24 protein-coding genes and 1 pseudogene are annotated in these 26,485 nt (G+C 42.7%); 5 read left to right on the forward strand and 20 right to left on the reverse strand.

Annotation, left to right across the window (positions count from 1 at the left end; genetic code table 11):
• Nucleotides 1–602: 602 nt before the first annotated feature.
• Together AAEZ00_RS19160 and AAEZ00_RS19165 are read right to left on the reverse strand one after the other, a co-directional pair.
• The gene (locus AAEZ00_RS19160) at nt 603–869 is read right to left on the reverse strand and encodes an Lpp/OprI family alanine-zipper lipoprotein (protein ID WP_101034488.1); all 267 of its coding nucleotides are present in this window, start codon (nt 867–869) and stop codon (nt 603–605) included.
• Between the two features lie 281 nt (nt 870–1,150).
• A complete protein-coding gene (locus tag AAEZ00_RS19165) occupies nt 1,151–2,380 on the reverse strand; it encodes a multifunctional CCA addition/repair protein (RefSeq protein WP_351089511.1) in 1,230 nt (409 codons plus the stop codon).
• Between the two features lie 130 nt (nt 2,381–2,510).
• Here AAEZ00_RS19165 and AAEZ00_RS19170 point away from each other — a divergent pair, with 130 nt between their 5' ends.
• Both AAEZ00_RS19170 and AAEZ00_RS19175 read left to right on the forward strand, forming a co-directional pair.
• Nucleotides 2,511–4,175 (forward strand): ExeA family protein, encoded by a 1,665-nt coding sequence (locus tag AAEZ00_RS19170; protein ID WP_101034490.1) that lies wholly within the window; start codon nt 2,511–2,513, stop codon nt 4,173–4,175.
• Nucleotides 4,175–5,332: a general secretion pathway protein GspB gene (locus tag AAEZ00_RS19175; RefSeq protein ID WP_351089513.1), complete on the forward strand. Its 1,158-nt coding sequence runs from the start codon at nt 4,175–4,177 to the stop codon at nt 5,330–5,332. The genes AAEZ00_RS19170 and AAEZ00_RS19175 overlap by 1 nt, the downstream gene beginning before the upstream one ends.
• 156 nt (nt 5,333–5,488) lie before the next feature.
• On the opposite strand, the gene nhaD is transcribed toward AAEZ00_RS19175, so the two are convergent.
• From nhaD to AAEZ00_RS19195, 4 genes are all read right to left on the reverse strand, one after another.
• Nucleotides 5,489–6,736, reverse strand: a complete 1,248-nt coding sequence (gene nhaD, locus AAEZ00_RS19180; protein WP_124012264.1) for a sodium:proton antiporter NhaD — start codon at nt 6,734–6,736, stop codon at nt 5,489–5,491.
• A gap of 571 nt (nt 6,737–7,307) precedes the next feature.
• Nucleotides 7,308–8,594 carry a glutamate-1-semialdehyde 2,1-aminomutase gene (hemL, locus tag AAEZ00_RS19185; protein WP_351089515.1) on the reverse strand — a complete coding sequence of 429 codons (1,287 nt, stop codon included), beginning with the start codon at nt 8,592–8,594 and terminating at the stop codon, nt 7,308–7,310.
• A 26-nt stretch (nt 8,595–8,620) separates the two neighbouring features.
• The gene (locus AAEZ00_RS19190; RefSeq protein ID WP_101034494.1) at nt 8,621–9,640 is read right to left on the reverse strand and encodes an aspartate carbamoyltransferase; all 1,020 of its coding nucleotides are present in this window, start codon (nt 9,638–9,640) and stop codon (nt 8,621–8,623) included.
• Nucleotides 9,641–10,143: 503 nt separating this feature from the next.
• On the reverse strand, nt 10,144–11,868 hold the full coding sequence (locus tag AAEZ00_RS19195) for a chloride channel protein (RefSeq protein WP_124012262.1): 1,725 nt from the start codon (nt 11,866–11,868) through the stop codon (nt 10,144–10,146).
• Nucleotides 11,869–12,181: 313 nt separating this feature from the next.
• Here AAEZ00_RS19195 and AAEZ00_RS19200 point away from each other — a divergent pair, with 313 nt between their 5' ends.
• Nucleotides 12,182–12,955 carry a DUF6776 family protein gene (locus tag AAEZ00_RS19200; protein WP_124012261.1) on the forward strand — a complete coding sequence of 258 codons (774 nt, stop codon included), beginning with the start codon at nt 12,182–12,184 and terminating at the stop codon, nt 12,953–12,955.
• 20 nt (nt 12,956–12,975) lie between these two features.
• Complete coding sequence (gene erpA / locus AAEZ00_RS19205) at nt 12,976–13,326, forward strand: iron-sulfur cluster insertion protein ErpA (RefSeq protein ID WP_101034497.1); 351 nt, start codon at nt 12,976–12,978, stop codon at nt 13,324–13,326.
• A 166-nt stretch (nt 13,327–13,492) separates the two neighbouring features.
• Here the strand turns inward: erpA and AAEZ00_RS19210 are convergent, their stop codons facing one another.
• The 4 genes from AAEZ00_RS19210 to AAEZ00_RS19225 form a co-directional block, all read right to left on the reverse strand.
• On the reverse strand, nt 13,493–13,963 hold the full coding sequence (locus AAEZ00_RS19210; protein WP_124012260.1) for a hypothetical protein: 471 nt from the start codon (nt 13,961–13,963) through the stop codon (nt 13,493–13,495).
• A 5-nt stretch (nt 13,964–13,968) separates the two neighbouring features.
• Nucleotides 13,969–14,355, reverse strand: coding sequence for a DUF2750 domain-containing protein (locus tag AAEZ00_RS19215; RefSeq protein ID WP_101034499.1), 387 nt, complete (start codon nt 14,353–14,355; stop codon nt 13,969–13,971).
• 114 nt (nt 14,356–14,469) lie between these two features.
• On the reverse strand, nt 14,470–15,582 hold the full coding sequence (locus AAEZ00_RS19220; RefSeq protein ID WP_124012259.1) for an anhydro-N-acetylmuramic acid kinase: 1,113 nt from the start codon (nt 15,580–15,582) through the stop codon (nt 14,470–14,472).
• Nucleotides 15,583–15,618: 36 nt separating this feature from the next.
• Nucleotides 15,619–17,139 carry a peptidoglycan DD-metalloendopeptidase family protein gene (locus AAEZ00_RS19225; RefSeq protein ID WP_124012258.1) on the reverse strand — a complete coding sequence of 507 codons (1,521 nt, stop codon included), beginning with the start codon at nt 17,137–17,139 and terminating at the stop codon, nt 15,619–15,621.
• A gap of 125 nt (nt 17,140–17,264) precedes the next feature.
• On the opposite strand from AAEZ00_RS19225, the gene tyrS reads away from it, so the two are divergent.
• Complete coding sequence (gene tyrS, locus AAEZ00_RS19230) at nt 17,265–18,461, forward strand: tyrosine--tRNA ligase (RefSeq protein ID WP_101034502.1); 1,197 nt, start codon at nt 17,265–17,267, stop codon at nt 18,459–18,461.
• A 92-nt stretch (nt 18,462–18,553) separates the two neighbouring features.
• On the opposite strand, the gene AAEZ00_RS19235 is transcribed toward tyrS, so the two are convergent.
• The 10 genes and pseudogenes from AAEZ00_RS19235 to AAEZ00_RS19280 all read right to left on the reverse strand — a co-directional run.
• The gene (locus AAEZ00_RS19235) at nt 18,554–18,964 is read right to left on the reverse strand and encodes a nuclear transport factor 2 family protein (RefSeq protein WP_081430168.1); all 411 of its coding nucleotides are present in this window, start codon (nt 18,962–18,964) and stop codon (nt 18,554–18,556) included.
• A gap of 67 nt (nt 18,965–19,031) precedes the next feature.
• Entirely contained in the window at nt 19,032–19,658 is a 627-nt protein-coding gene (locus AAEZ00_RS19240) for a trimeric intracellular cation channel family protein (RefSeq protein WP_124012257.1), read from the reverse strand.
• Entirely contained in the window at nt 19,655–20,044 is a 390-nt protein-coding gene (locus tag AAEZ00_RS19245; RefSeq protein WP_101034505.1) for a DUF2721 domain-containing protein, read from the reverse strand. The genes AAEZ00_RS19240 and AAEZ00_RS19245 overlap by 4 nt, the downstream gene beginning before the upstream one ends.
• A gap of 208 nt (nt 20,045–20,252) precedes the next feature.
• Nucleotides 20,253–21,260: a cobalamin biosynthesis protein gene (locus AAEZ00_RS19250; RefSeq protein WP_124012256.1), complete on the reverse strand. Its 1,008-nt coding sequence runs from the start codon at nt 21,258–21,260 to the stop codon at nt 20,253–20,255.
• Between the two features lie 97 nt (nt 21,261–21,357).
• A complete protein-coding gene (locus tag AAEZ00_RS19255; protein WP_101034507.1) occupies nt 21,358–22,050 on the reverse strand; it encodes a 5'-methylthioadenosine/adenosylhomocysteine nucleosidase in 693 nt (230 codons plus the stop codon).
• A gap of 183 nt (nt 22,051–22,233) precedes the next feature.
• Entirely contained in the window at nt 22,234–23,046 is an 813-nt protein-coding gene (locus AAEZ00_RS19260; RefSeq protein WP_101034508.1) for a sterol desaturase family protein, read from the reverse strand.
• Complete coding sequence (locus AAEZ00_RS19265; protein WP_124012255.1) at nt 23,043–23,738, reverse strand: CDP-alcohol phosphatidyltransferase family protein; 696 nt, start codon at nt 23,736–23,738, stop codon at nt 23,043–23,045. The genes AAEZ00_RS19260 and AAEZ00_RS19265 overlap by 4 nt, the downstream gene beginning before the upstream one ends.
• Before the next feature lie 100 nt (nt 23,739–23,838).
• A complete protein-coding gene (locus AAEZ00_RS19270) occupies nt 23,839–24,495 on the reverse strand; it encodes an ATP-binding cassette domain-containing protein (protein ID WP_124012254.1) in 657 nt (218 codons plus the stop codon).
• A gap of 8 nt (nt 24,496–24,503) precedes the next feature.
• Nucleotides 24,504–26,210, reverse strand: a complete 1,707-nt coding sequence (locus AAEZ00_RS19275) for an ABC transporter permease (protein WP_124012668.1) — start codon at nt 26,208–26,210, stop codon at nt 24,504–24,506.
• A pseudogene (locus AAEZ00_RS19280) lies at nt 26,207–26,485 on the reverse strand (hypothetical protein); the annotation flags it as partial. The pseudogene AAEZ00_RS19280 and the gene AAEZ00_RS19275, both read right to left, overlap by 4 nt.

The following is a 26,485-nucleotide window of genomic DNA, read 5'->3' on the forward strand; positions in this document are numbered from 1 at the left end:
GAGCGATGAGAGCGATGAGAGCGATGAGAGCGATGAGAGCGATGAGAGCGATGAGAGCGATGAGAGCGATGAGAGCGATGAGAGCGTTTACAAGCCTAGGGACTAGGGCGCTTCGCTGCTAGATGCTATAAGAGCTAAGAAGGGTTGCGGGTATTGTGCGATGACAAGCGATAACGAGCGGTGAGAGCGTTTACAAGCCTAGGGGCTAGAGCGCTTCGCTGCTAGATGCTATAAGAGCTAATGCTAGGATTGAACGCTGTGTTAATGGTCAATCCAGATGATATCGGTGAGATTGTTTAAAAAGATTAAATGGTTGAACAATGTATAGATTAAATAGTGAAAAAGCTGGTGTGGAGAAGCTGTAGGTATTTAGATTTTTCGCTTGATACCGCTTGATACCGCTTGATACCGCTTGATACCGCTTGATACCGCTTGATACCGCTTACTAATTATTACTAGTGCTTGATACCACTTACTATTGCTTTTCTAAGTGGAGCACAAATAATTAAGGCTTGATGTTGAATGACTACTGCAAGTAGTGGTATCAACAATCAAGCCCTAATAATCAACCTATTAAATAAGCTAATTTATAATAGCAATTCTTACTTTTTGTAAGAAGAAGCCATGTTGTCTAAACGGTCATTAGCACGTTTAGCTTCGGCTTGTGCGTCCATAGAAGCAGCTTTAGCGCCTTTAACATCGGCAGATAGCATGCTTTGCTCAGACTTTAAAGAACCAACTTCTGCTGATAGTTGATCAACTTTGTTACCTAAATTTGCTACACTTTCTTCTAAAGCAGTAGTGTTAGCACAACCACCTAATAAAGCAGTCATCGCAACACCAGCAATCATCAGTACTTTCTTATTCATGGGTAAATCCCTTAATATAGGTTGTTAAATAGCGCAACGGCATCTGCCTTTGCAACGGCGTAATTATGTCACAGATTTTTTTATTTGCCATAGGCAAATAAAACATTGTTCATCTAAAATAGCGAAATAAATGAAAATTGCAAGTCTACTGGGGAAAAAGCATCATTATTTACTGATTTTATATAAATTTTAGTGATTTATTGCTTATTCCTCGCTAAAAAATGCATTTTTCCGCTTTTATTCATAAAACGCTAAACAGGCAATCACTAATGAAACGTTAATTATTTAAGTTGTTGTATTTTATAGGTATTAATCGTTTCTATTCGTTTTAACTGCAGTTGGTTTTTAATTTGTGAACCTTGGTAGCCCGCGGTAATAATCGACTGCACATCAACGTTGTTTGCTAACTGATAGCAGTGTTGTAAATATTCAGCTTGTGGATATTGTACTTGTTCGGATCCGCTGCGTCCTCTCATGTCGCCATGACAACATAATAATAGCTCTGTTAAGCGTTGAGGTTTACGCCAAAAATCACCTTTATCGAATAGTTTTATGATGGTTTCAGCTCTTAGTTCAAATGCATTATGAACATTTTGGTGCTGATCACTGACTAATAGTGCTAGATCGCGATATTCATTGGGTACCCGTATTCGTTCACAAAGCTTTTTAATGACGCTTAAGCCTTTTTGGCCGTGACCATAATGTTTCGGCCAATCTTGTTTTGGCGTTAATGCTTTGCCTAAATCATGTACCAATGCGGCGAAACGTACGGCTTTATTGTCACTTAACAGGCTAGTTTGCTCGAGAACCATAAGGGTATGGATACCCGTATCTATTTCAGGGTGCCACTTTTCTGGTTGCGGTACCCCAAACAACGCATCGACTTCTGGAAATAATACCGCCAATGCTTGGCATTGCTTTAACACGTCGAAAAAGACCTGCGGACTTTGACTCGCTAATGCCTTGTCACATTCCTGCCATACCCGCTCCGGCGTGAGGTGATTGAGTTCATCGCTGTGGGCAATTTTTGTCATCAGTTGTAAGGTTTCGTTTGCAATGGTAAACCCTAAGTGATGAAATCGAGCCGCGAAACGGGCCACGCGTAATACACGTAATGGGTCTTCGATAAATGCATCTGAAACATGGCGAAGTACTTTGGCGTTAATATCATCAATGCCATTGTAGGGGTCGTATACGTTACCATCACTATCTTGTGCAATGGCATTGATGGTGAGATCGCGGCGCAGTAAATCTTCGGCGAGGGTGACACCTTTATTCGCATCACAGCTAAAACCTTGATAGCCGTTACCGGTTTTTCGTTCCGTTCTTGCTAATGCATATTCTTGTTGAGTTTTAGGATGCAAAAAAACCGGAAAGTCTTTACCGACTTGCTGATAGCCTTGTGCCAACATTTCTTCAATACTGCTGCCAACAACCACATAATCCTTGTCGACAACCGTTTGTTTAAGAAAAGTATCGCGCACTGCCCCGCCTACTAAATAAATCTTCATGGCGTACCACAACGTGTAATAATAAGTAGCTTAAATCTTATCAGAGTTAGATTTTTACAGCTAACTTTTGACAAGCTGTTGTACAAGCATTAACGTTAGTCGTCAGTTTCAAATAAGGATTTTTGGTCGAATGTATAAAGCCTTTTATGGATTAAACGATAATCCATTCTCTATCGCGCCTAACCCTCATTATATGTTCTTAAGCGATCGTCATCGCGAGGCCTTAGCACACTTAACTTATGGGCTAGGAGAAACCGGTGGGTTTGTGTTGTTGACGGGGGAAGTCGGTACAGGGAAAACAACCGTTTCACGTTGTTTGTTGCAGCAATTACCTGAAAATACCGACACCGCTTTTATTCTTAATCCTTCGTTAACAGAGCTCGAGCTTTTAGCTACGCTATGTGATGAACTCGCAATTCAATATGGTGACCACCCGACCTTAAAACAACTGACTGACTTACTCAGCAAGTACTTATTGGAGAATCATAAAAACGGTCGAAATACGGTATTAATTATTGATGAAGCCCAACATTTGCGTTCTGAAGTATTAGAGCAGCTGCGCTTGCTGACTAACTTAGAAACCAATACCAAAAAGTTGCTGCAAGTTATTTTAATTGGCCAACCAGAACTGCAGCAATTATTAAAGCGTCAAGATTTGCGTCAATTAGCCCAGCGTATTACGGCGCGATACCATTTATTACCCTTGGATCATGACGAAGTGGCGCTGTATGTGTTGCATCGTTTAAAAGTGGCTGGTCGACAGGAACCTCTTTTTACCCAAAAAGCGATAAAAGTACTGCACAAGCATACCGGCGGCATACCAAGGTTGATCAATTTGTTGAGCGAACGGGCATTAATGGCTGGCTATGGTCAAGCTAAGGTGCCAATCGATCATAAAATGGTCAATCAAGCGGCGGTAGAAGTCTTGGGCCAAATCGATACACCCAACAACAAGCGTTGGCCTTTTGTGGTGGCGGTGGCACTAGTATTAGCGTTTGGATTGTCATTATATTTGTTCAATCGCTCGGCGATTGATAGTCGCTTTATGCCTAATACCGCTGATGCTGCGCAAACGCAAACGCAAGTTCAAACAAAAACGCAATCATCAGTCACTGCGAGTCTTACTCCTGCAGCGGTAAATCAAGTCACAGTACAACAACCTTCCGCAATCAATGCGCAGCAACAACTAATGCGCCAAGCTATGGCGCAAAGTACCAGTATCGAAAATGCCTTTGCTGGTTTATTTGGCTTGTGGAATAAGCAGCCTATTATTGGCTTATCTGCTTGTCAGGCGGCGCAGCAGCAGGACTTAGCTTGTTATCAACAGCAGGGGAATTGGCACAGTATCATGCGCCTTAATTATCCTGCTGTCGTGTATTTGCAAGATGCACAAACCAATGTGTTTTATGGCGTAATGGTTGAACGTCAAGTGGATCAAATTTTATTGCAGCTTGGTGAGCAACAGTTTTGGGTGAGCAAAGATTGGTTCGATCGCCACTTTAGTGGCACGTTTGAAATTTTATGGCAACCTGATGCCGTTATTCCACGAGACATCAGCCAGTCTTCGAGCATGGCGCAAGTACAATGGTTAGAAAATAGCTTAGCACGAGTCAATAAACGTCCGGCACGATTGTTAACTCAATTTGATACTGAGCTTGAGCAGCAGTTGATGCATTTTCAACGTCAACATGGTCTTAAACCCGACGGGATTGCCGGGAATCAAACTTTGGTGCAGTTAAACTTGTATTTAAGCCAGCAAGGCCCGCGTTTGAGTGCTTCCGTGGAGCGCAGTTAATGTCGATTTTATTGGATGCGATTACCCGCAATAAACAGCAACAACAAACTAATATTGTTAATGTTGTTTCAACGCCGAGGGCCCATTATCCTTCACAGCCTAAGGTGTCGGCGACCACAAAAAAAATGACAGTGCTGGCATTAGCTATTTCGTTGGGGATTGGTGGGGCGTGGAGCGTGAGTCTGTTATTGCAACCTGGGCCATCATCTATACAACTAGCGACATTACCCGTCATTAACCCTAATGTTAACGCTAATGTTAACCCTAATGTTGACCCGCAAGGGAGCCCCACGGATTTGGTGATGCCTGGCAATGGCAACATTGTTCAACCGTCGAGAGATCAGAGCGGTGATGCTCAGGCTCGTATTGATCAGGTTAGTGCAGATCAAAACCATATTGTTCAAGGCAATGATCAGGTTCGTTTGGCCGGCAAAGTGGCTTTGCCTATCGCACAACCTTATACTCCACGCGTCAACCAAACGGCTATGGGTGTCAATACTGATCCAAACTTCTTAGCTCCAAACGCTTTAGCGCCAAACTCCTTAGCATATAACGACACGGGTTCAAGCAATCAAGCGGTTGACCGTACCAATGTGAATCAGCAGCAAGTGAGTAATCGTGACATTCAAACTGTATCAGCCCAACAAATGCCTGATAGACGATATGAGCGCTCAAATACAGATTTTGCATCAAATCAGAGCCATGCGAACCGAAAAAGCCAAGCTGAAATAGAAGCGTTACGGCTACAAATTAATGCCGCGGCAAATGAAGTCGACTTTGCCTCAGTCAGCGCACCGAAAGTTGATCAAAGTAATAACTTGCTAGCCGCGTTTAAGACGGCCCTTAAAGACGTTGAATACGAACGGTCGGTTAATCAGCCAGTGACGCAGGAAGAACTGGATCCTATTCCTCGGCCTTCAAATCAACAAATTCCCAAATATGGCGATTTGCCTGCGAGTATTCAATTACAAGTGCCTGAGTTTAATATTAATGCTCATGTGTATTCATCAGAACCCAACAATCGTTGGTTAAATGTTGACGGGGTTGAATTACAGCAGGGTGACATGATTAGCAATAAACTGACGATTATTGAGATCCGGCCTAGGGACATAGTGTTAGAAATTAGCGGTGAACAATTTAGAGTGCCGGCAATTTAGACGCTGCTTTTAAGCAGTCTCAACATATCGGTTTCAACATAGCTGTCTCAAAATATGTATATCAACACCTCTATTTTAATTCGTTAATCTCAATAGATAAATAACACCAAGGCGCTTATCGCGCCTTGGTGTTATTGGTTGCATTAAACCGCAATGTTAGCCGTGAATATGATTGGCTAAAAATAAGGTTAATCCATAACCTATGCAGTAGCAAAATAGTAATGCTGGGACATATTTTAAGTAGCTTACGAATGTCAGTTCTTCTACTTTACTCATGGCGATAATGCCTGAGGCTGAGCCGATGATTAATAGCGAACCACCGACGCCGACGGAATAGGTTAATCCTAACCATTGTGCTGTCGTCAGCACGGGATCTGCTTTTAATAATGCTGCCGTTAATGGCACATTGTCTAATAGTGCAGAACCAACACCAGTGAAAAAGTTAGAAATACTAGGGTTATACATACCATAGACTTCGGTTAATAAATTAAGGGTGCCAATCTCTTTAAGCATACCGACGAGTAACAAGATACCTAAGAAGAACAATAGGGTGTCGAATTCAACCTGACGAATATACTCTAATACTTGCACTTCTTCCGTGTTGCTTTTATTGGTGCGCCCGACTAAGAACATCACTGATAAGCCGAATAAAAAGGTTAATACTGGGGGAATGCCAAACAATACGTTAAGTACCATGGTCAAGACGATGGTCGTGAAGAAAATCACCCCGATGACAATATCAACCGTATTGTAATTTTGCTCAATCGGAGTGGTGCTAACATGTCCTTCCGCTTTGAGTGAAAACAATATTGCTAGGATCATGACGCTAACACTTGCGGGAATAAACAAGATTAGTAATTCAGAAATATGCACTTTACCCGCAAGGAAAATCATCAAGGTCGTCACATCACCCGTGATTAATGCCACCCCACCGGAGTTGACAGCAAAAATAATTAACACCGCCATGCGGCGACGCATTTGCTTGTCTAAATTAAAGGTTGTCAGTAACCCCAATGACACCAATGTGGCAGTAACGTTGTCACAAAAAGTCGATAATACTAATGAAAATAATCCTACCTGCATCATCAACATTCTCACTGAGACTTGCTGCGGAAATATTTTCTGTACCAGTACTTGGATCATGCCTTTAGCATTAAGGTAGGCAACAAAGGTCATTGTTGACATTAAAAACAACCATAATGTGGCAATTTCTAATAAATTTTCATTGAGATTTTCACCCACGAGTTTACTTTTCTCTGGGCTCCCAGAGGCAATGAACAAGGTGATCCAAGCAATGCAGCCAAGGAACAGGGTGGTTTTTGCTTTGTTAATATGGGTAACTTCTTCGAACACGATACTGAGTAACGCAAGCACCGCAAGTGAGATAAGAAAGGTATGTAGCATGACTGCAATTCCAACTTTGTGTTGTAGGTAATCAACATCATTACCCTGAATTTTTGCTAACCTAATTCAGTCCCTAATTTTAAGGTTAAATTAAGCTTTTGTTTGGCGGGCCGATCACATCACATAACGAGCGATTTCGCAACTTAGATCACATTTATTTTGCGGGTAATAGACCAAAGTAGCGCATTGAAAAATGGATATATTTGCGCTTTAACGCCCAATTGGGCCATTTACTATTGTTCTGATAGTGAGCATGAGCCAACGTTTGGTTATTGTGATGGATGTAGGGTAAGTCATCTGTCGATAAACGAGTTGTTTATTTGGTCAATCAAAGACCCTCTTTCATTATTAATGAGTCACTAATAAGGCGTCATTAATGGGTCATTTTAACTATGGGAGGTAGATTACGAACACTATGCTTGTTTGTTTATTTATGAGTGTATTTAACACAGCACAAGCATATGACTAAGAGGTGAGAGATTAATGCGGACGTTGAAGCAAATAAAAAGGGATAAACAGCTTAGCTGCTTATCCCTTTTTTATCACGGCTTGTTAGCGGTGATAGATAGACTTATTTCATTGCGGCAAAAATACGATCAACGGCGGCTAAAGTATACTCAATCTCAGCGTCGCCGTGAGCCATTGACATAAAGCCCGCTTCATATGCACTTGGCGCCAAGTAAATACCTTCATCTAGCATGGCATGATAGAAATGACGGAAGTGTTCCATGTTGCATTTTGTTACTTGAGCAAACGACGTCATTGGCGCTTTATCTTCAGTAAAGAATAAACCAAACATGCCGCCCACATAAGTGACGTTTAATGGAATACCGTGTTTATCTGCTGCGGCTTTAATACCTTCTGCTACACGTTTAGTTTTGTCTGCAAGCGCGTCATACAAACCGGGTTCACACAAGGCATCCATTTGGGCTAAACCTGCTGTCATCGCAATCGGGTTACCAGACAAAGTACCTGCTTGATAAACTGGGCCTGTCGGTGCAATAAACTGCATGACATCTTTACGGCCACCAAAAGCGCCTACGGGCATGCCGCCGCCAATCACTTTACCTAGTGTGGTCAAGTCTGGTGTAACGCCATAATGGCCCTGTGCGCCACTCATAGACACGCGAAAACCGGTCATTACTTCATCAATAACCAGTAACGCTCCGAATTCATCACAAATAGCACGTAAGCCTTGTAAAAATCCTTCAACCGGTGGAATGCAGTTCATGTTGCCGGCAACAGGCTCAAGGATGATACAAGCGATACTTTCTGGATTCTGTTCAAATATAGCGCGGACAGAATCAAGGTCGTTATAGGTAGCGGTTAATGTGTGCTTAGCAAAATCTTCTGGAATACCAGGAGAGCTTGGTTGCCCTAACGTTAATGCTCCAGAACCTGCTTTTACTAATAAGCAGTCAGCATGGCCGTGGTAGCAACCTTCAAATTTTAAAATATTGTCACGGTTAGTAAAGCCACGTGCTAAACGAATTGCACTCATAGTGGCTTCAGTACCAGAACTGACCATACGAACTTGTTCTATTGATGGCACCATAGAAATGACTTTTTCAGCCATTTTGACTTCAAGTTCAGTCGGCGCGCCAAATGATAGGCCATTTTCGACAGCGGCTAAAACCGCTTGGCGGATTTTAGGATGGTTATGGCCTAAAATCATTGGTCCCCATGAACCGACATAGTCGATATACTTTTTACCATCGGCATCAAAAATATAAGCGCCATCAGCTTTTTCAATGAACAAAGGTGAACCACCCACACCATTAAAAGCTCGTACAGGTGAGTTAACGCCACCAGGAATGGTTTTTTTAGCCTGTTCAAATAAAACTTCGGAACGGGTCATGTCTAATCCTTAATATTGTGTGCCAATTATCTATCGGCTTTACGTGAATACCAGTTTACTGGGCACTCATACTTGTCGAGTTGGTTTTCAACCCCAAGTGTTAATGCAAAAAGTGCCATGCGTATAAGTAAGCCGTTGTCGGCTTGTCTGAAAATAGCCAAACTTGGATGGCTGTTTAAATCATTGTCGAGTTCATTTGCTTGTGCGCGTGAGTCACGAGGTAATGGATGCATAATCACCGTATTTGATTTGCAATGCTGCGTATAAATATTGTGATTTAAGCGGAACTTACCGCGGTACTTATTGGCTTCTTCCTGTGAAGGAAAACGCTCTTCTTGAATGCGAGTCAGATACAAAATATCTGCTTGGTGCAAATTACCTTCAAGTTGTTCGGTTATTGTGATCTTATGGCCAGCATTTTCAATGTCGGCGATCACATAGTCAGGCATTGCTAGTTCACTTGGTGAGATCAATGTGAACTTAATGTCTTTATGCATGCAAAGTAAGCGTGATAGTGAATGTACTGTGCGGCCATATTTCAAATCACCCACCATCGCGATATGCATCCCGTCGATACTCATACCGGTTTGGCTTAGCTCTTTTTTGATGGTAAATAAATCGAGTAATGCTTGAGTTGGGTGTTCATTGGGACCATCGCCACCATTGATCACTGGCACGCGGCTGCCTTCGGCAAATTCTTTGACTGAGTATGCGTCGGGGTGACGCATGGCAATCACATCTGAGTAAGTTGATAGCACTCTAGCCGTGTCATACAAGGACTCACCTTTTGATAATGACGATGATGCCATTCCAGTCGTTTCTCGGACATGTCCGCCAAGCAAGTTGAAGGCACAGCCGAAGCTAACACGGGTCCGGGTGCTGGGTTCAAAAAACAGATTGCCTAAAATAGCACCGTCTAATACTTTGGTGCGTTTTTCACGCAAAGCATAAGGGGTCATTTTGTTCGCGACGTTAAAAATAGTGTCAATTGAATCCAGATCTAACTGGTTTACTGAAAGGATGTGTGAACCTTCGAACTGCGTCATCAGCCTGATTTCCAAAGTTTGGGGCAAAATATTCACCAGAACAGCATGCTATTTTACCATATTATTATATAGGGTTTTATAGAGTTTTGTGTAGGGTGGCTGAGGCAAAATTGTAGCAGAAAATAACCGCTAGATAAATATAATAACCGTGCTGAACTTAGAGATTCACTTGCTGCTATAAAGAACATTGTAAGGACTTTAGCCTGTGCGTTAACTCCGCTCACTCATAGGCTTTGTTATTGATTTCGCAGCGAATGAGCTTCACGATCTATGAAATGTTAAGTTAACCTTCACCCTAGCTCGGGATAATAAACGCTTATTCAAGCGGTCTTTGTGCCGCTATCTACTGGGTATTGCCTGTAATAGACACGCAATTGAAGCGTTAAAGTACCTTGTTAACAAATATGCCTGACTTGAAATAGACTGATTCTATCATTTTATTCCATTGCTTTATTGCATCGCATATAGCAAGTAGAGGATAAACACGCTAATCGAGTATGAGTTTATATTTGCCCAGAACGAATTTCTTGCAATAAATTTGTCCAACTGATCACCCCAACGACGTGTTGATTATCACTGCGGTAGATATACACTTCACCTGTACGTTTAGGGGCCAATGCTTCATAGGCTTCATTTAAGGTGGCGCTGTCGGGCAATCCTAGCATTGGTTGGCGTGACAGTGTGGTTGTGTCTTCAGCTGATTGAATTTCAAGGCGGAGCATTTCGATGACGCCCTTTGCATTACGCACCAGGACAGGCCGACCCGCTGCACGTTTGAGTACTTCAAGCAGCAGTTCGTCATCATCGTTAACAATGACGAAGCGTTTATTCATTAACACCCTAACGCCTTTCTGTTGCAGTCCTTGATTCAGTGGTGCAACCTTGTAACCAAGCTCCATAATATCGAGTTGCTTTAAAAGCATCGAGTTGGTGTTAAAACCTTGGTATGCCACCAAATATGCCGGAATGGTAACAAACATGGCCGGTAAAATAATCGAGGCATCGTTGGTTAATTCAAGTAGCGCAACTAACGCAGCCAATGGCGCACTTAAGCAAACTCCCATCATGGCTGTCATGCCGATCACAGTATATAAACCAATATAAGGCGCAACTGATGGAAACAGTAAACTAATGATTAACGCTAATATCGCCCCGATTAATGCGCCAATACCATAGAGTGGACCGATAAGTCCGCCAGGAACCCCAAAGCCAATGGCGGCGACGGTGGCCAGCATTTTTGCTAATAACAGTGCGATTAAAAACAATAGGCTAGGATGTTCACTAATGGCTTCAGTAATGGCTAAATCACCAGAACCTAAAGCTTGTGGCATGACTAATCCCACCACCGTAGTGATGGCTCCAGCTATAAGCAGTCGATAAAGTAATGGCCAGTGCTGGCCAGTCGCGGTGACTTTGACGAGTGAAAAATTAAACAATGCAGCGGCACAGCCCAAAACTATGCCGCCAATTAACAAAATGGGATAGTGATCGAGTGGAATATGGATCACATTGATCAAGTCGTATTCGTGAATATTACCAAACACCAGTTGACTGGAGACGGCGCCGCAAATAGCGGAGATCATGATGGGGAAGAAATAGTGGATTTTGTATTCTCGAACAATGACTTCAAATACAAATAATACTGCCGCAAGTGGAGCATTGAAGATGGCCGCTATGCCGGCGGCGATTCCACTGGCGCACATAATGCGCACGCTATTATCTGGCAGCGAAAACTTCTCTGCTAGAACACTGGCGCTCACAGCGCCTAAGTGAATTGCCGGACCTTCTTTTCCGACAGAGAAATTGGTCATCAAGGCCATTAATGCTTGAAAAAACTGCCCTGGGGCAGACTGAAGCGGTACTTTACCGTAGTGCAGTTTAAATCGGTGCAATACGTAAGCAATTCCCATGCGTTGATAACGTTTGGACCCCAGTAGTGACAACAGCCAAATCAGTAATGCGCCGAGTATAGGTAAGTATGAACGCCAATCATAAAAAGTTGTGCCAATGTCTATGGCATCTGAATGCAGATATTGTTCTGCCCACACTAAGCTTAGGCGGAATAAGATAATCACCAATGAGGCTATGATGGCAAACAGCAATGCGAGGGCACAAAGTTGCACACTAATTTTGGCCTGAGATAATTTATCTCTAAATTCGTTATGCAGATATTTGCGCGTAGCGCGTTTGGCGTGAATAATAGCGGCTTTATTTATCTTAAATTGCACAGTTTGACTCTAGGGTCTGTTTATCTTTGAGGGTTATATATTGCAATTGTTTATTGATCTTTGGGAAGCGTACTTGTGTCATGCTATTACTCTCCATCAATAAGCGTTGAGTCAGTGCTAAAGGACAACAAACGTTGGCGGAAATTTCACTTGCAGCATCCTGGGCTGGACAATAAAAGTAAGATCACTATCACCTGTGGAGCCATATTAAACATATATGATTGACACAAAAGTTTTGCTTGATAGATGAAATAAGCCTAAGGCGAAGAAGCATTAGCAAGCATACTGTATTTTATTAGAAGGTTGTAACTTAATGTTAAATTATCACCGTTGGTTGGACAGACTGCAAGTTTTAGGACGTAAAAATCGGACATCGAGCATATACTTGATTAGTTTAATGCTAGTGTGCTTTTTACTGGGGGCGATAAGCTTTAATTTATGGCTTTCTTTTGCGCCAGAGGCAACACCCAATAGCGTTAGCGGTAAGCGTAAATTATTGCAAGAACTCGACACACAAGCACAAGCGCTTGCCAGTCGGAATTTAGCATTAAGTATTGCAGAAAATGCCAATAAAGAAATGCAACAGATGTTTAGTCGTCAATTAACTGAGCAAAAAGCGTTAGAAAAAGAATTAGCGTTTTATCGCAGCGTCATGGTGACGGATGCTGATGTTGAAGGCGTGGCGATTCATGGGGTGGAAATGTCCCAAGGGGTGCTGCCAGAACAATATCAATTACGATTAATTCTAACCCAGTTGCAAAAACGCAAAATGAAAGTTAAGGCCCGAGCTAACGTGATGTTGCTCGGTGTTCAAAATGACCACCCCGTCGAGCTATCACTAAGCAAGTTGGTGAATAATAAATTGGATTTCGAGTTTAATTATTTTCAAATTATGGATACTGATTTTGTCCTACCTGCAGGTTTTAATTTGCAAAGGATTTCCGTTAAAGTTAAGGTCTCCGCCAGCCGTGGCGTGAAAGGTGGTGAGATTGAGCAAACCTTTAATGTGCCGGAATTATTAATGGGTGAAAAAGAACTGCGGGTAATACTTGAACAAAATAGTCAGGTAAAGGATAATTCTCAGTAGAATCGAAGTAAGAGGTAGTAATGACTGAACATGTTGATGCAGCAATGCCGATCCAATTTACCGATGCGGCGGCGATAAAAGTAAAAGGGCTGTTGGAAGAAGAACAGAATCCTGAATTAAAGCTACGTGTGTATGTCACAGGTGGTGGTTGCTCTGGTTTTCAGTATGGATTTACATTCGATGAAAAAGTCAACGAAGGTGATTTCACCATTGAAAAACAAGGTGTGCAATTGGTTGTTGATCCTATGAGTCTTCAGTACCTTGTTGGTGGTGAAGTGGATTATACATCAGGTCTTGAAGGGTCACGTTTTTTCGTTAAAAACCCTAATGCCACCACCACATGTGGTTGTGGGGCGAGTTTCTCGGTGTAATAGATTTTATTGCGACGATAACTATTGCGACGATAAATTATTGCGACGATAAACATAGCCACAATAAACATAGTCACTAAAAATTGAGTGTAACCCTGTAATAAAAAGCCGTCTTTCGACGGCTTTTTGATTTCTGAACAATAATAATGAATTGGCTAACCTATGACTAGCTGCTCATAATATTAAGATTCATCCGCGGTTTAAACCACGCCTTCACTTTAGCATTAAAGCTAATCCAAACTTGTATTATCCCCAGTGCAATCAGTACCGAGTAGATCACCCAATCGGCCACTACGGTTTGAAAGAAACCAAAATCAAACGTGGTTGGACCGGCAACTAAATTATCAGGGTCATACATAATAATTGGCAGTACGCTGTATAACAAAAGTTGCAGCACACAATAAACCCGCAGTAAGTATAAGCCGGCTTTTTGGCGCCCGATAATTGCGAGTACCATCATCAAGGTCAAAATGCATAACATTGCACTTAACTCTGATATTGAATTTACGGCCATTAATCCGCTGATGGCCGCGAGGGTATAAATGATCATTAAGCCAATTAACCGTTTAGGTAAATGTGGCTTAACAGGGATCTTGGCTTCATCAACGTGGGTTGATCCAGAGCTGATATCTGTCATTACAATTAATGCTTTTGCTGTATCTTTGGTGAAACACGCTCGTTCACTTCAAACGGAGGTACCACGACACCTAAGTCTTCTTGAACCGGGAATACCGCGACAAATAAGTCATCATCTTCCATGCCGCTAACCCAACGTTCTTGAAACTCGTCTAGTGGAATGGCTAATGGTTCGCAGTCTTTCCATTCATCTACAGCCCAAAGCGTGGCCGTTTCTTCTGTTGGCCACATAGGGATGCAATCTTCATCTTCAGTGGTTAGCATCACGCAACCATCTTGATCTTGAAGTGTCCAGATGACTTTTTCAGATTTAATTTGCTCAACCATATAATCGTAACGACCTTCTGGCGTTAGATTCATTAGTTCAGATATACTTTTGTTTTTGTTGCTCATATTGACTCTCATCTTAAGTTACGGCTTTACTCAATTTCAAACGATTGAGCAAATTTGTGGGCATTATAACATTGAGGCCACAATTGCAAAAGTAAACCGCCCATATTGGTGTCTTTATCTGGCTTTAAAACGACCACCTAACACCGCAGGGCGTGAAGCACCTGTGACGGCCGGTAAATTGGCCGGTAAATCATGGTGATGACGCATCGCTAACCACGCAAAGGCAATCCCTTCAACCCATTTAGCATCAACACCTAAGGCGCTGGTGGTATCGACTTTATACCCCGGTACCAGAGTGGCGAGTCGTTGCATTAAGGCTTTATTTAACGCGCCACCGCCACAAACAAACAATTCACCCTTTGGTGCTAGCTTATTAATATCATTGGCAATACTGTGACAAGTTAAATCAAGTAAGGTTGATTGAATATCTTGTTGATCTAAATGACTGTAGTCGGCGAGTTGTTGCTCAAGCCAAGCTTGATTAAACAGCTCTTTGCCAGTGCTCTTAGGGTAGGCTAATGCGAAATAAGGGTGTAATAATAAGTGTTTGAGTAAGTCTGGATGACTGGTGCCAGAATCAGCCCAAGCGCCGCCTTCATCGAAAGATTGCCCTAGTGCTTGTTGGATAAATGCATCTATTAAGGTGTTACCTGGGCCAGTATCGAAGCCTAACACTTGGTCTTTATTGCCGGGTAAATAGGTCACATTGGCAATGCCGCCAATGTTTAAAATTACTCTTGAATGACCTGGCTGAGCAAACACTTGCTCATGAAATGCTGGCACCAAGGGGGCTCCTTGGCCGCCAAGGGCGATATCTTTACGTCTAAAGTCAGCAATAACATCGATATTAGTTTCAATGGCAATGGTATTTGGATCGCCAATTTGTAAAGTAAAGCCAATTTCTAAATTGGGCATGTGACGTACTGTTTGTCCGTGCGAACCAATCGCGATAACCTCAGCGGCAGTGACCGTCGTTTTGGCTAACAAGTTATTGACCGCTTGAGCGAACAGTTGGCCGACACTGCGATCGAGTCGACCTAAGCGGTTAATCTCGTCGGTTTCAGGTTGGCATAAATGCTGTAAGCCTTTTAATAAATGTTTAGGAATGGCTTCAGCATGACTGGCGATTAAGATTGGCTGCTTGGCCGAAAAATCGACCAATACGGCATCAACACTATCCATGCTTGTGCCTGACATTAGACCGATAAAATATTCTGGCTTAGACATGTGGTTTTTCTCTTGTAGCAGCGATCAAACAGACCATTAATTACTGGCTAATTGCTGTTGTTGATTTGATTTGAGTTGTGCCATCAATTGTTTGCTGAGTGCAGTGAATTTGTTTTTCTCTCTACGATCAATCGGCACCGATTTAGGTAAGTCAATCGTCCTTGGATTGCGATGTACGCCATTGACTATAAACTCATAATGTAAGTGAGCGCCGGTTACTCGACCTGTTTTACCCAAGGTTCCGATTATTTGACCTTGCTTAACCGTTTCACCACGGTTAACTTTGCGCTTGGTTAAATGCAAATACTTAGTGGTATAGGTTTCGTTGTGCTTAATAAACACATAGTTACCATTATACTGGTTATAACTCGACTCAATAACCCGCCCCTTACCCGCAGATTTAATGGGTGTCCCAATGGCCGCCACATAATCTACGCCTCTATGGGCTCTAACTTGCCCTGTGACAGGATGTAAACGGCGTGGATTAAAGTTAGAACTGACGTATTTAAAGTCCACTGGCGAGCGTAAAAATGCTTTGCGCATACTACTGCCATTCTCCGAGTAGTATTCACCATCGGTATAACGAACTGCAGTATAACGTTCACCTTGGTTAATAAACTCAGCGGCTAAAATATTGCCATTACGTAAAAATTGGCCATCGGCGTATTCTTGATCAAACAATAATGAAAAATGATCGCCTTTGCGGATATCGAGTGCAAAATCGACATCCCAACCAAAAATATTGGCTAACTCCATGATGTGGTTACCCGACAAGCCAGCATCGGCAGCGGCGTTCCAAAAGTTACTTTTAATCTTGGCGCTAATAAACGAGGTGCGATTTACAACGTCTTTAGTGTTAACGGTTTCTTTGTATTGGTCATTGTGTTGACTGATCACCAACGTCGACACTTGATCCATCCGATAAGTTAATTCTTGTAATTGACCTTGTGCATTTTTACTAATAGCGATCTCTTCGCCGGGCATAATTCTGAGTAGATTCTTTTTCGCTAGCGGCAATTGAGTAATGTCATAGACATCTTTAGGGCTGAGTCCTGCACGGCTAAATAGGCCGCCTAAGGTATCGCCTTTAACCACTTTATAGTATTCAACGCTATAGCCATCGTTAGCCGCTTGCTGTTTTAATTTGGTTTTTTGAGTAGCAACTTGCTGATCGATATCATTGATCATGCCATCAATATCCGATGTGCTGGTTTGCAACATAGCAAGATGTTGAGCAAAAACTTCATCGTCTGGGGTTTCAGCGGTGATCACATTTTCGCTGTCATTACTTGATATGAAATCAGCTGACTCATCTTGATCAATACTGCTGTCATTATTGACTGGTGTTGGCGCGTTAAAGGCTAGTTGAACAGCATAACGCTTATTCGTTTCTAAGGCGGAGTTGTCATCCGATTGACTCACCGATCGGCTTTGCTTAGATGCCTGAGCATCTTCCGATGGAAACATCAGAATAAATGTCGTTAAAATTACCAATAAAGACAATGTAACTTGATGTGCTTTTGGCAACAATGTGAATAAAGTAAGAAGCTTTGCCATTGACTCAGATACCAATTTTTCTTTCTTGTTATGATCTGCTAAGTGTACACGCTTTCATTTGCTGTGGCTAACAAGTAACATAGACCTCTTTATTTTTTGTGCAGGCCCTGGGAGTTGCGGTAGAGATGGCGAATTTAGATCAAGTATTGGCAGAGATTAAGCGTGGTACCGATGAGATATTACTTGAGGCGGATTTACTTGAGAAACTCAAAGAAGGGCGGCCATTACGCATCAAATTAGGTGCAGATCCTACCGCGCCTGATATCCACTTAGGTCACACGGTTATTTTGAACAAAATGCGTACCTTTCAGGAGTTAGGTCACGAAGTGATTTTCTTGATTGGTGATTTCACTGGTATGGTCGGTGACCCTAGCGGTAAAAACAGTACCCGTCCGCCACTGACTCGTGAGCAAGTGCTTGCTAACGCAGAAACTTATAAAGAACAGGTTTATAAAATTTTAGACCCAGCTAAGACTCGTATCGAATTTAATTCTAGCTGGTTAGAGCCGTTGGGTGCCGCAGGTATGATCCGCTTGGCTTCTCAACAAACCGTTGCCCGGATGATGGAACGTGACGACTTTAAAAAGCGTTATGCATCAGGTCAATCAATTGCGATTCATGAATTTATGTATCCTTTATTACAAGGTTATGACTCTGTCGCACTTAACGCGGATGTGGAGCTAGGCGGTACCGACCAAAAATTCAATTTATTGATGGGTCGTGAACTGCAAAAAGTGGCAGGCCAAAAGCCGCAAACCGTGATCATGATGCCTTTGCTTGAAGGCTTAGATGGCGTTAAAAAAATGTCTAAGTCGGCCCACAATTACATTGGTGTGAGCGAACCTGCCAACGAAATGTTTGGCAAGCTTATGTCAATTTCAGATGATTTAATGTGGCGCTATCTTGAGCTGTTGTCATTCCGTCCCTTAACTGAATTAGCTCAATTTAAGTTAGATGTTGAAAACGGCACTAACCCGCGTGATATCAAGATATTGTTAGCTAAAGAAATTATTGCTCGTTTCCATGACGAAGCACAAGCGCAAGCCGCTCATCAAGCGTTTATTGACCGTTTTCAAAAAGGCGCTATCCCAGATGACATCGAAGAAGTGGTATTAGAAGCCGGTGAAGGCTTAGCGATTGCTAACTTACTCAAAGATGCTGGCCTTGTTGGCTCGACATCTGATGGTATGCGGATGATCAAGCAAGGTGCGGTAAAAATGGACGGCGAAAAAATCGAAGACAGTCGCATCAGTTTTAATGCAGGTCTTGAAGCGGTATTCCAGGTCGGTAAGCGTAAATTTGCAAAAGTTATCTTGAAATAAGCTTAACGAAATAAATAAAAAAACGGCTTATCAATTAAGCCGTTTTTTTATGTCTCATACATGGCTGACCCTGTTTGATTTAAATGGTGACATTACTGAGATTCAAGTTGGTCAGACATGGTTTGATAATCCATTAAGTCCATTTGTTCTATCAAGCGTTCAGTATTATTATCAAATTTAAGTGTGGTCACACCTGGCACGGCTAAATCGATAATTTTACCGGGTTTTCCATATTGATCGCCAGGACCTCGTAATCTGTAACTGCCGATGATCACCACAAGAGAGCCAGTATTAAACATGTGTTCTACGTTTAAACGATACTCTAATACGCCTTCATGAGCGCGTTGTAAAAACGCAATAATATGACGCCCACCGGTATAAGTGGTATTGGCTGTTTTGTCGTAAAATACCGTGTCGCGAGAATAAAATCGACGCAAGACAGTATAGTCATGGTCGGTGAGTGCTTCCATGTATTGCATTGCGAGTTGTTGCTCTCGTGGCATATCGCCAATATTGGCTTTGCTAGGAAAGCTCAATAGCAAACAGCATAATATGAAGATTATTCGCACATTAAATTCTCTTTGTTTTCAAATCAAAAGCCGGTAAAGATAAGTGCCAGCGGATAGCACTCAGACGAATGATTAGCGTGCTGAACATAGCGAACAACACCGATGTCATGCTATCCATGCCGACAATGATGCTTAAGGTATAACAGATCCCTCCAACGATGGAAGCGGTTGCGTAAATTTCTATTCGCAATACCATTGGAATTTGCCGACATAACAAATCACGGATAACCCCCCCCCCAACAGCGGTTATGGAGCCCATTACCACAGCAACCATACTTGATAATCCTAGTGATAAGGCTTTTTCTGCACCAATGACGGTAAACACGGCTAAGCCTAGTGCATCTGCAATAGGTAAAGCATATGTAGGTATTCTATGGGGTTTACGCACTAAAATTAAGCACATTATGACCGTCGCAAGAATGACAATAATATAGTTAGGATCGCGTATCCAAAATACTGGTGTAGCGCCTATTAATGCATCGCGCATACTGCCACCGCCAATTGCAGTAACAAAAGCTAATACGATAACGCCGAATGGATCCATACGATATTTACCCGCCGCTAACACGCCCGCAATTGCAAATACAGAGGTACCACATAAATCTAAAAAGTAGATCCACTGATTCATTTACTTAACTCTTCGAGGTGAATAGTGAGTGCATCAACTGAAATCCGGATCTCGATTACCGATAAAATTAATGAATACAGTAACAATAATAGACTCAATCCAAAGACTATTGAGCCTATTTGATTAAAGCCGATATAAATCAGAATCATACATAAAACGCAAAACGCAAAGCTGCTGACACCGGTTTCTTGCATTTTACGGATGATAATAATGCGTTGGCGTAAGTTTTTAATTTGATCACCTTGCACAGGTTTTTTGTCATTGCTTAATTGACGGATCAATGCAGCCAATGAAAAAAATCGATTAGTGTAGGCCAGCAATAGCAATGAAATAGCCGGGAACAGCAAAGCTGGTGTCGTTAATGATACATGTAAATTGTTGAACAAAATGACATTCCTAAAAAGGTCTGCAAGCAGGTAAGAATCAATATCGAGTGACGATAAGTTTTTTGTTACCAAGATGTAAGCCGCATGTCGACATGATTGTCTCATGTTAACAACTGACTATGACATTAGGTCGTAACAGGTCTATATCAAACGGGCATAGATCCATTATCGCTAAATGATAGCCTGTTTAAAACAAGATTTATATGGTTTACATAAATCTTAATCCGGTCCAAATAAGCGGCAGTAGCAAGGTTAAGCTGATCCAAAAGAGGTTGGCCGTATGAGTTATCGTTATGGCTTGACTGATGTGGCGATGATCAGGCAAAGGGCCGGATTTTACCTTAGGTAAATCAACCCGAATGGATTTGCCGTTTTCAATAAATTGCTGTGGACCTCCAAGTTCTATTTTCAATAATTTAGCCGCCAATGCATAACTGCTGTAATAATTATTTAACTGATTTTTATCCGCTTGGGTCGATATTGGCTGCGATAAAATAGACCTAACACCCAGTTGACCAAACTGAATGGCTAATGAGCAATGCCATAACACGGTGGGAACAAAAAAAATCACTCGATTAAACTGACCGACAAAACGAGAAAAAATATGAAAATGTGGATGATACGGAGGCCAGCAATATTCTAATTGTCTTAACATTCGCACGACTAACGCCATCGTAGCCCCGCCCAAGCTGAAAAATAAGATAGTGGCTAAGGTGCCATAAATCGGAGTGGTAAACAGTTTTTCGATAGTGGTTTTGCTTAAACCCACTATCGATAGCACTTGGGTGTTTTGACTCACCCAAGGCGAGAGTAATTGCTTGGCCTCTTGTTTGTTGCCGGTGTTTATTGCAGCGACCACTTTTTCTGCCACGGGCTTAAAAGCAGAATCACATAAACAGAAATACAAAATGAGCAGTTCAAAAAACCATGGGTAAGCGGCAAAACTGAGTGAAAAACTGACGATAATCCCGCTAGGCACAATCAAAATCAACGTGGCTAAAATCCCGGCGGTAAGTTGTTGACTCATAGTTCGCTCAGGGTGATTCACTTTAGCGGCTATCAGTGTGGCTAAGCGGTTGAACCATAATAAGGGTTGCAGATCTCTGGGAATAGGGGCAAATCGTGCCAATATTAAGGCACAAAATAAAATACAACAGCTTTGCAGTAACCCACCATCTTGGCTAAGTAATTGAGGATTGAATAATTGATTGACCATAGGGACTCAATAGCTTGGCTGTTGTTGATCTATCGGACTTCGTTTGCTCTGCTCAGGTACTATGCAGATTATATAACCTGAGCAGAGCCTAGATGGATTATAGCTGTTGTAACAGTGCGATAACCATCATGGCAGAATGCAAACCCGCTTTTATAATGTAAGAGTCAAAATCAACCGGTGAGTCATTATTGGCATTGTCTGATAAAGAACGAATAACCACAAATGGGATCTTAAATTGGTGACAAACTTGCGCAATCGCCGCACCTTCCATTTCACAGGCCGCCATTGTTGGGAAGTTTTCGAGCATTACTTTAGTCCGCACCGGATCACAAATAAAACTGTCGCCAGTACAAATTAATCCTTCAATGGCGTTGACTTCACCTAACGACGCCACCGCTTTTTTAGCGGCAGTCACTAAGGTGCTATCGGGCATAAATGCTGCTGGTTGTTGTGCCATTTGACCCATTTCATAGCCAAAGGCAGTCACATCGACATCGTGATGGCGCACTTCCGATGAAATGACAATATCACCAATGGCAAGGGTATCAACAAAGCCGCCAGCAGAACCGGTATTAATCACATGAGTAGCGGCAAATTTTTCTATCAATAATGTGGTCGCGATGCTGGCAGCCACTTTACCGATCCCTGAACGTGTAACGATCACTTCTTTACCGGCAATGTTACCGCTAACAAATTCGATCCCAGCAATAGTACTATGCACTGGCGCGACGATGGCTTGGATTAAATGAACAACTTCTGGCTCCATTGCGCCAATAATACCGATTTTCATGAGTGAACCTTAACTGAATGAGCAAATACGAAAGGGCATTAATATATCACGAGCTCGATAAATTAGTGAAAACCCACAATGAATAGTTGGCGGACTGGTTGGCTATTTATACATTCATTCAGTTGTTGGGTTAAATTTCAGCCACGATACAACATTAGTATTGATTTACTTTGGCACAAGCAGTTACTTTTTCGTGGTGAAAGGCATCCACAATAATCCGCTTAGCCATGCGTTTTGTTTTGCATTGGGGTAATCCGTTAACCCAATATCAATTTGGTTATCGGTTTTGCTGGCATCACTAGTATAGGTGCCAAACAAGCGGTCCCACCAAATAATACTAAAACCAAAGTTAGTGTTACTTTCGGCCATAATTTGGCTGTGATGTATCCTATGGAGCGCTTGGGTCACAATGACATAACGAGCCACTTTTTCCAGTGGTTTGGGTAAACGGATGTTGGCGTGGTTAAAAATTGCAAATCCATTAAGCAAGATTTCAAACAGTATGACGGCCTCAGCAGATATCCCTAATAACATAATCGCCAGAGCTTTAATGCCAAGACTGGCGATGATTTCAAATGGATGAAAGCGCAGCGCGGTAGTGCTGTCGACCAGCCGATCTGCGTGATGCACTTTATGTAAGCGCCACAATAAAGGAATGCGATGAAATAGCCGATGTTGCCAGTAAATAAGCAGATCGAGTAACAGTAGGCTTATGGCAATATTTGCCCAATGCGGCAGGCTAATATAATGCAATACTCCCCATTGCTGCTGCGTGGTATACAGGGCAAAACCTGCTAAACCCAGTGGCAGTATTAATCTTGCCATCACAGAGGCAATGACTAATAAGCCAAAGTTGCCAAACCAGCGTGTTGCCATGGTGGCAGTTTGTGGGGTTTTAGCTAGGGTTCTTGCGGGGAATAGCAGTTCTAGACCCATCATCAATGCAAGAATTGTTATAAACACGCCTAATCGGATTGCCGCCATTTCATCTATCATATTCTAGGCTCCTCAATGGCCGTTTCCTTAACGGCAGGTTTGTTAGCTTCAATTTTCTTTGAGCCTGATTCTTTAACGGTATGATTTTTCAATGTGTGATAACCGCCATGTATACGAGTAAAAATGGTAATCGCGCCTAAAAATGCAAAACTGTATGCCAGTTCTGGGAAATAGGCTGGCCATAAACAAAAGGCGACAAAAAAGGCGATGGTTTCTGTGCCTTCGGTTAAGCCATTTAAATAATAGAAACTCTTATTGGCAAATTGTGGTCGAGGCAGATTAAGCTGCTCTGCTGGTATCGCAAAAGCCAAAAAACTTGAGCCGGTACCAATAAATACGGTTAATAAAACCGCTGCGGCTAGGGCATTTTCATTAGGGTTGGCTAAGGCAAATCCTAATGGGATGGCGGCGTAAAATACAAAGTCGACGCAAATATCTAAGAAACCGCCTGCTGCGCTGGTGTGTTTTTGATAGCGCGCGAGGGCGCCATCAAGGCCATCAATAATACGATTGAGGGCAATAAAAAATAATGCCGTATACCACTGCTGCATTACGAGAAACGGCACGGCCAGCATTCCTAAACCAAAACCGACTAATGTCAATTGGTCTGGGTGCACTTTTTGCTTAGCGAGTAACACCACTACCGGGGATAATATTTGTTTAATCACTGGCGTAATAAATTTATCTAACATGGGTCGTTTCCAATTAAGCTGTGGTTTATGTCAAATCAGTGGCTTATATAAATTTAGTTCATATCGTTAACCATAAGGTTAATGACATCAGTACCCTTTATCAAAGTGAAATCACTTTGCCTTGGGCGGCGTCCGCATCGGTTTGATCGTGCGTTACCATGATGGCGGGTAACTGATGTTGGCGTATTTGATCAAACACCAATTGTCTGGTTTCTTGGCGTAATTGACTGTCGAGTTTACTAAATGGCTCATCCAATAAAATGGCTTTAGGTTGACTCAGTAATACGCGTAACAATGCCACTCTTGCTTGTTGGCCGCCAGATAAACTTTGCACACTCCGTTGCTCTAACCCACCCAGACCCACTTGGGTTAATGCTTGGCTAATGGTAGTTTGTCGCTGTGCTTTAGGCCCTTTGGGCATAGCAAAACTAATGTTACCTGCCACGGTTAAATGTGGGAACAGCAAAGGGTCTTGGTACAATAAACCAATACGGCGTAAATGGCTGGCGGTATCAGTAATGTGTTGACCATTTAAGTACAGCTTTCCCGTAGCGTGAAAGCCTTTTGGTAACATACCGGTTAACCAGTTTAACAAGGTCGATTTACCGCTTCCAGACGGTCCCATGATGGTGAGGATTTCACCGCCTTGAATGGTTTCATTTAATGATAACAGCAACTGCTGTTGTCGATATAAGGTTAGATCATCAATGGATAGCGAAGGGACTTCCTCTGAGATCACCGTTGAACGAGTTTGCATTAGTTTCCTTATTCGCGATGTCTAAATAGCATTTTTGGCAGTAACCATGCCAGTAAAAAACCAAGGGCAGGGAGGGCCATTTGCACTAATGCATACACAGCACTGGTGCGACGACTGCCGCCATTGGCGAGCGAAACCGCTTCGGTAGTAATGGTATTAATGCGCCCACCCCCCGCCAGTAATGTGGGTAAATATTGACTAAAACTAATGGCTAATCCTAATGCGCAGGCAATCAAAATAGGCGCTAGCAACATAGGCAGTTTAATTTGCCAGAATATTTTTGCTTCGCTCGCCCCCAAACTGGCGGCGACGGTGCTAAAGCGTGGGTCTAAACGGCGGTAGCTACTGGACAGCGACAAAAACACATAAGGCAATACAAACAACAGATGCGCTAGCACCACATTGATGAAGCTGTGATGGCTGTTGATTTGCTCCAATAACCACACCAAACCAAATAGAAACGCAATGCTGGGGATAAGCAGGGGTAAATAAATGATCACACTGCTTAATCTCGACACCATTTTACCTGTGTATTGCTCAGCCTCCAGAGTAAATAAGGTCAAAATGATTGCCAAGCTGGTGGCACAAACACCAATCAAAACTGTGTCTAGTAATGGCGTGTGCATTTGTTGTAATGCCGACTGCCAATGTAAACTGACAAATTGTTGCGGCAATACCGTAGGGAAATGCCAGAAACCGGCAACAGACCATAACATCATGCCGATTAATGCCAAACCAATGGCACTGATTATCACCACAGTAAGCACATGAGTGATGTTTTGCATAATGGCGCCAGCATACTCACGTTGGCCGTTGATAAGCATGGTTTGGGAGGCTTTTTTTATTAGTTTTTCGAGCAGCCACCAACTCAGTAGCAAGAGTAATGTCAGTACAATTTGTAATATGGCGCCTGCTGACGCTTTTATTCGTAAGCTTAAGTCAACATCATGGAACCACTGCATAATGGCAACGGCAAGTGTCGGTGGGCTATTAGGACCCAAAATTAATGGAATTTCGACACTGGCACTGGCATAGGCGAGCACGGCCAATATCGGTAAGCGTAAAAACGGGTATAAGCTCGGTAACACCACTTTGAAAAAAGCGGTCATTGGGCAATAACCTAGGCTTAATGCCACTCGATGTTGAGCGCGCAAGGTATGGCCTAATTCGGGTTGTGCTAATACCCCAAGTGCCATCAGTAATAGAAAGGGGAGTTCTTTTAGCGTCAGCCCAATAATAATGCTCAGGCCCATCGCATCGTGAGGATACAGCCAATCAGGCGGTGCATCCCATCCGCTTAGCCAAGGTGACACAATCCGAGATAACATGCCCGATGGGGTAATTAAAAAGCCAATTGCAATTGCGGCAGCCGCATGGGGGATGACTAAAATAGGCCCTAACAGTCGTTGAATATAGCCGAGCCAAGGGCTAGTAAAGTAACTGCCTAATATTAAAATGGTGATCACAAATGCCAGTAAGGTACTGATAAAACTGGTCGATACGCTGAGTAATGCCATATAGCCAAGACCCGGTGTTTGCCATAGATCGACAAAACCAGCCACGCTGAACTGAGTATGACCTAATACCGGAAACCAGCCAAAAGCAGGCAAAATAACGGCAATTAAGCCGCTCAGTACCGGGATCACCAATAACGCCATCATTAAATATGGACTGCTGCGCACTAAGGTTGTAAATCCACTGGTGGACGTCATCATCGCATTACCCCATAGCGTTGTAGCCACTGGGTTGCGATCACCTTGGTCCAGCTCGGATCCGGTTCGCCTAATGCTGGGCTACTCTCTTGATTAGCCATTTGGGCGCTAGGGTGTGACTGGGTTGGCGGCTGAAACGACGCTTGTTGCGCAGCCGGTAATGGCGATATTACGTATGGACTGCTGCGCACCAGTGTTTTAAATCCACTTGCGGATGTCATCATCGCATTACCCCATAGCGTTGTAGCCACTGGGTTGCGATCACCTTGGTCCAACTT

The organism is Shewanella sp. S1-49-MNA-CIBAN-0167, assembly GCF_040310145.1.
GTDB classification, from domain to species: domain Bacteria; phylum Pseudomonadota; class Gammaproteobacteria; order Enterobacterales; family Shewanellaceae; genus Shewanella; species Shewanella psychromarinicola.

Excerpts from the sequence above, each read along its gene's own strand:
- AAEZ00_RS19265 (WP_124012255.1), bottom strand. The coding sequence starts at position 23,738 with ATGTTAGATAAATTTATTACGCCAGTGATTAAACAAATATTATCCCCG.
- AAEZ00_RS19255 (WP_101034507.1), bottom strand. The coding sequence starts at position 22,050 with ATGAAAATCGGTATTATTGGCGCAATGGAGCCAGAAGTTGTTCATTTA.
- AAEZ00_RS19200 (WP_124012261.1), top strand. The coding sequence starts at position 12,182 with ATGTTAAATTATCACCGTTGGTTGGACAGACTGCAAGTTTTAGGACGT.
- tyrS (WP_101034502.1), top strand. The coding sequence starts at position 17,265 with ATGGCGAATTTAGATCAAGTATTGGCAGAGATTAAGCGTGGTACCGAT.
- AAEZ00_RS19225 (WP_124012258.1), bottom strand. The coding sequence starts at position 17,139 with ATGGCAAAGCTTCTTACTTTATTCACATTGTTGCCAAAAGCACATCAA.
- AAEZ00_RS19240 (WP_124012257.1), bottom strand. The coding sequence starts at position 19,658 with ATGAATCAGTGGATCTACTTTTTAGATTTATGTGGTACCTCTGTATTT.
- AAEZ00_RS19275 (WP_124012668.1), bottom strand. The coding sequence starts at position 26,210 with ATGATGACGTCCACCAGTGGATTTACAACCTTAGTGCGCAGCAGTCCA.
- AAEZ00_RS19165 (WP_351089511.1), bottom strand. The coding sequence starts at position 2,380 with ATGAAGATTTATTTAGTAGGCGGGGCAGTGCGCGATACTTTTCTTAAA.
- AAEZ00_RS19210 (WP_124012260.1), bottom strand. The coding sequence starts at position 13,963 with ATGACAGATATCAGCTCTGGATCAACCCACGTTGATGAAGCCAAGATC.
- AAEZ00_RS19220 (WP_124012259.1), bottom strand. The coding sequence starts at position 15,582 with ATGTCTAAGCCAGAATATTTTATCGGTCTAATGTCAGGCACAAGCATG.
- AAEZ00_RS19235 (WP_081430168.1), bottom strand. The coding sequence starts at position 18,964 with ATGCCACGAGAGCAACAACTCGCAATGCAATACATGGAAGCACTCACC.
- AAEZ00_RS19175 (WP_351089513.1), top strand. The coding sequence starts at position 4,175 with ATGTCGATTTTATTGGATGCGATTACCCGCAATAAACAGCAACAACAA.
- AAEZ00_RS19215 (WP_101034499.1), bottom strand. The coding sequence starts at position 14,355 with ATGAGCAACAAAAACAAAAGTATATCTGAACTAATGAATCTAACGCCA.
- AAEZ00_RS19250 (WP_124012256.1), bottom strand. The coding sequence starts at position 21,260 with ATGGTCAATCAATTATTCAATCCTCAATTACTTAGCCAAGATGGTGGG.
- AAEZ00_RS19160 (WP_101034488.1), bottom strand. The coding sequence starts at position 869 with ATGAATAAGAAAGTACTGATGATTGCTGGTGTTGCGATGACTGCTTTA.
- AAEZ00_RS19270 (WP_124012254.1), bottom strand. The coding sequence starts at position 24,495 with ATGCAAACTCGTTCAACGGTGATCTCAGAGGAAGTCCCTTCGCTATCC.
- AAEZ00_RS19260 (WP_101034508.1), bottom strand. The coding sequence starts at position 23,046 with ATGATAGATGAAATGGCGGCAATCCGATTAGGCGTGTTTATAACAATT.
- erpA (WP_101034497.1), top strand. The coding sequence starts at position 12,976 with ATGACTGAACATGTTGATGCAGCAATGCCGATCCAATTTACCGATGCG.
- hemL (WP_351089515.1), bottom strand. The coding sequence starts at position 8,594 with ATGACCCGTTCCGAAGTTTTATTTGAACAGGCTAAAAAAACCATTCCT.
- AAEZ00_RS19190 (WP_101034494.1), bottom strand. The coding sequence starts at position 9,640 with ATGACGCAGTTCGAAGGTTCACACATCCTTTCAGTAAACCAGTTAGAT.
- AAEZ00_RS19170 (WP_101034490.1), top strand. The coding sequence starts at position 2,511 with ATGTATAAAGCCTTTTATGGATTAAACGATAATCCATTCTCTATCGCG.
- nhaD (WP_124012264.1), bottom strand. The coding sequence starts at position 6,736 with ATGCTACATACCTTTCTTATCTCACTTGCGGTGCTTGCGTTACTCAGT.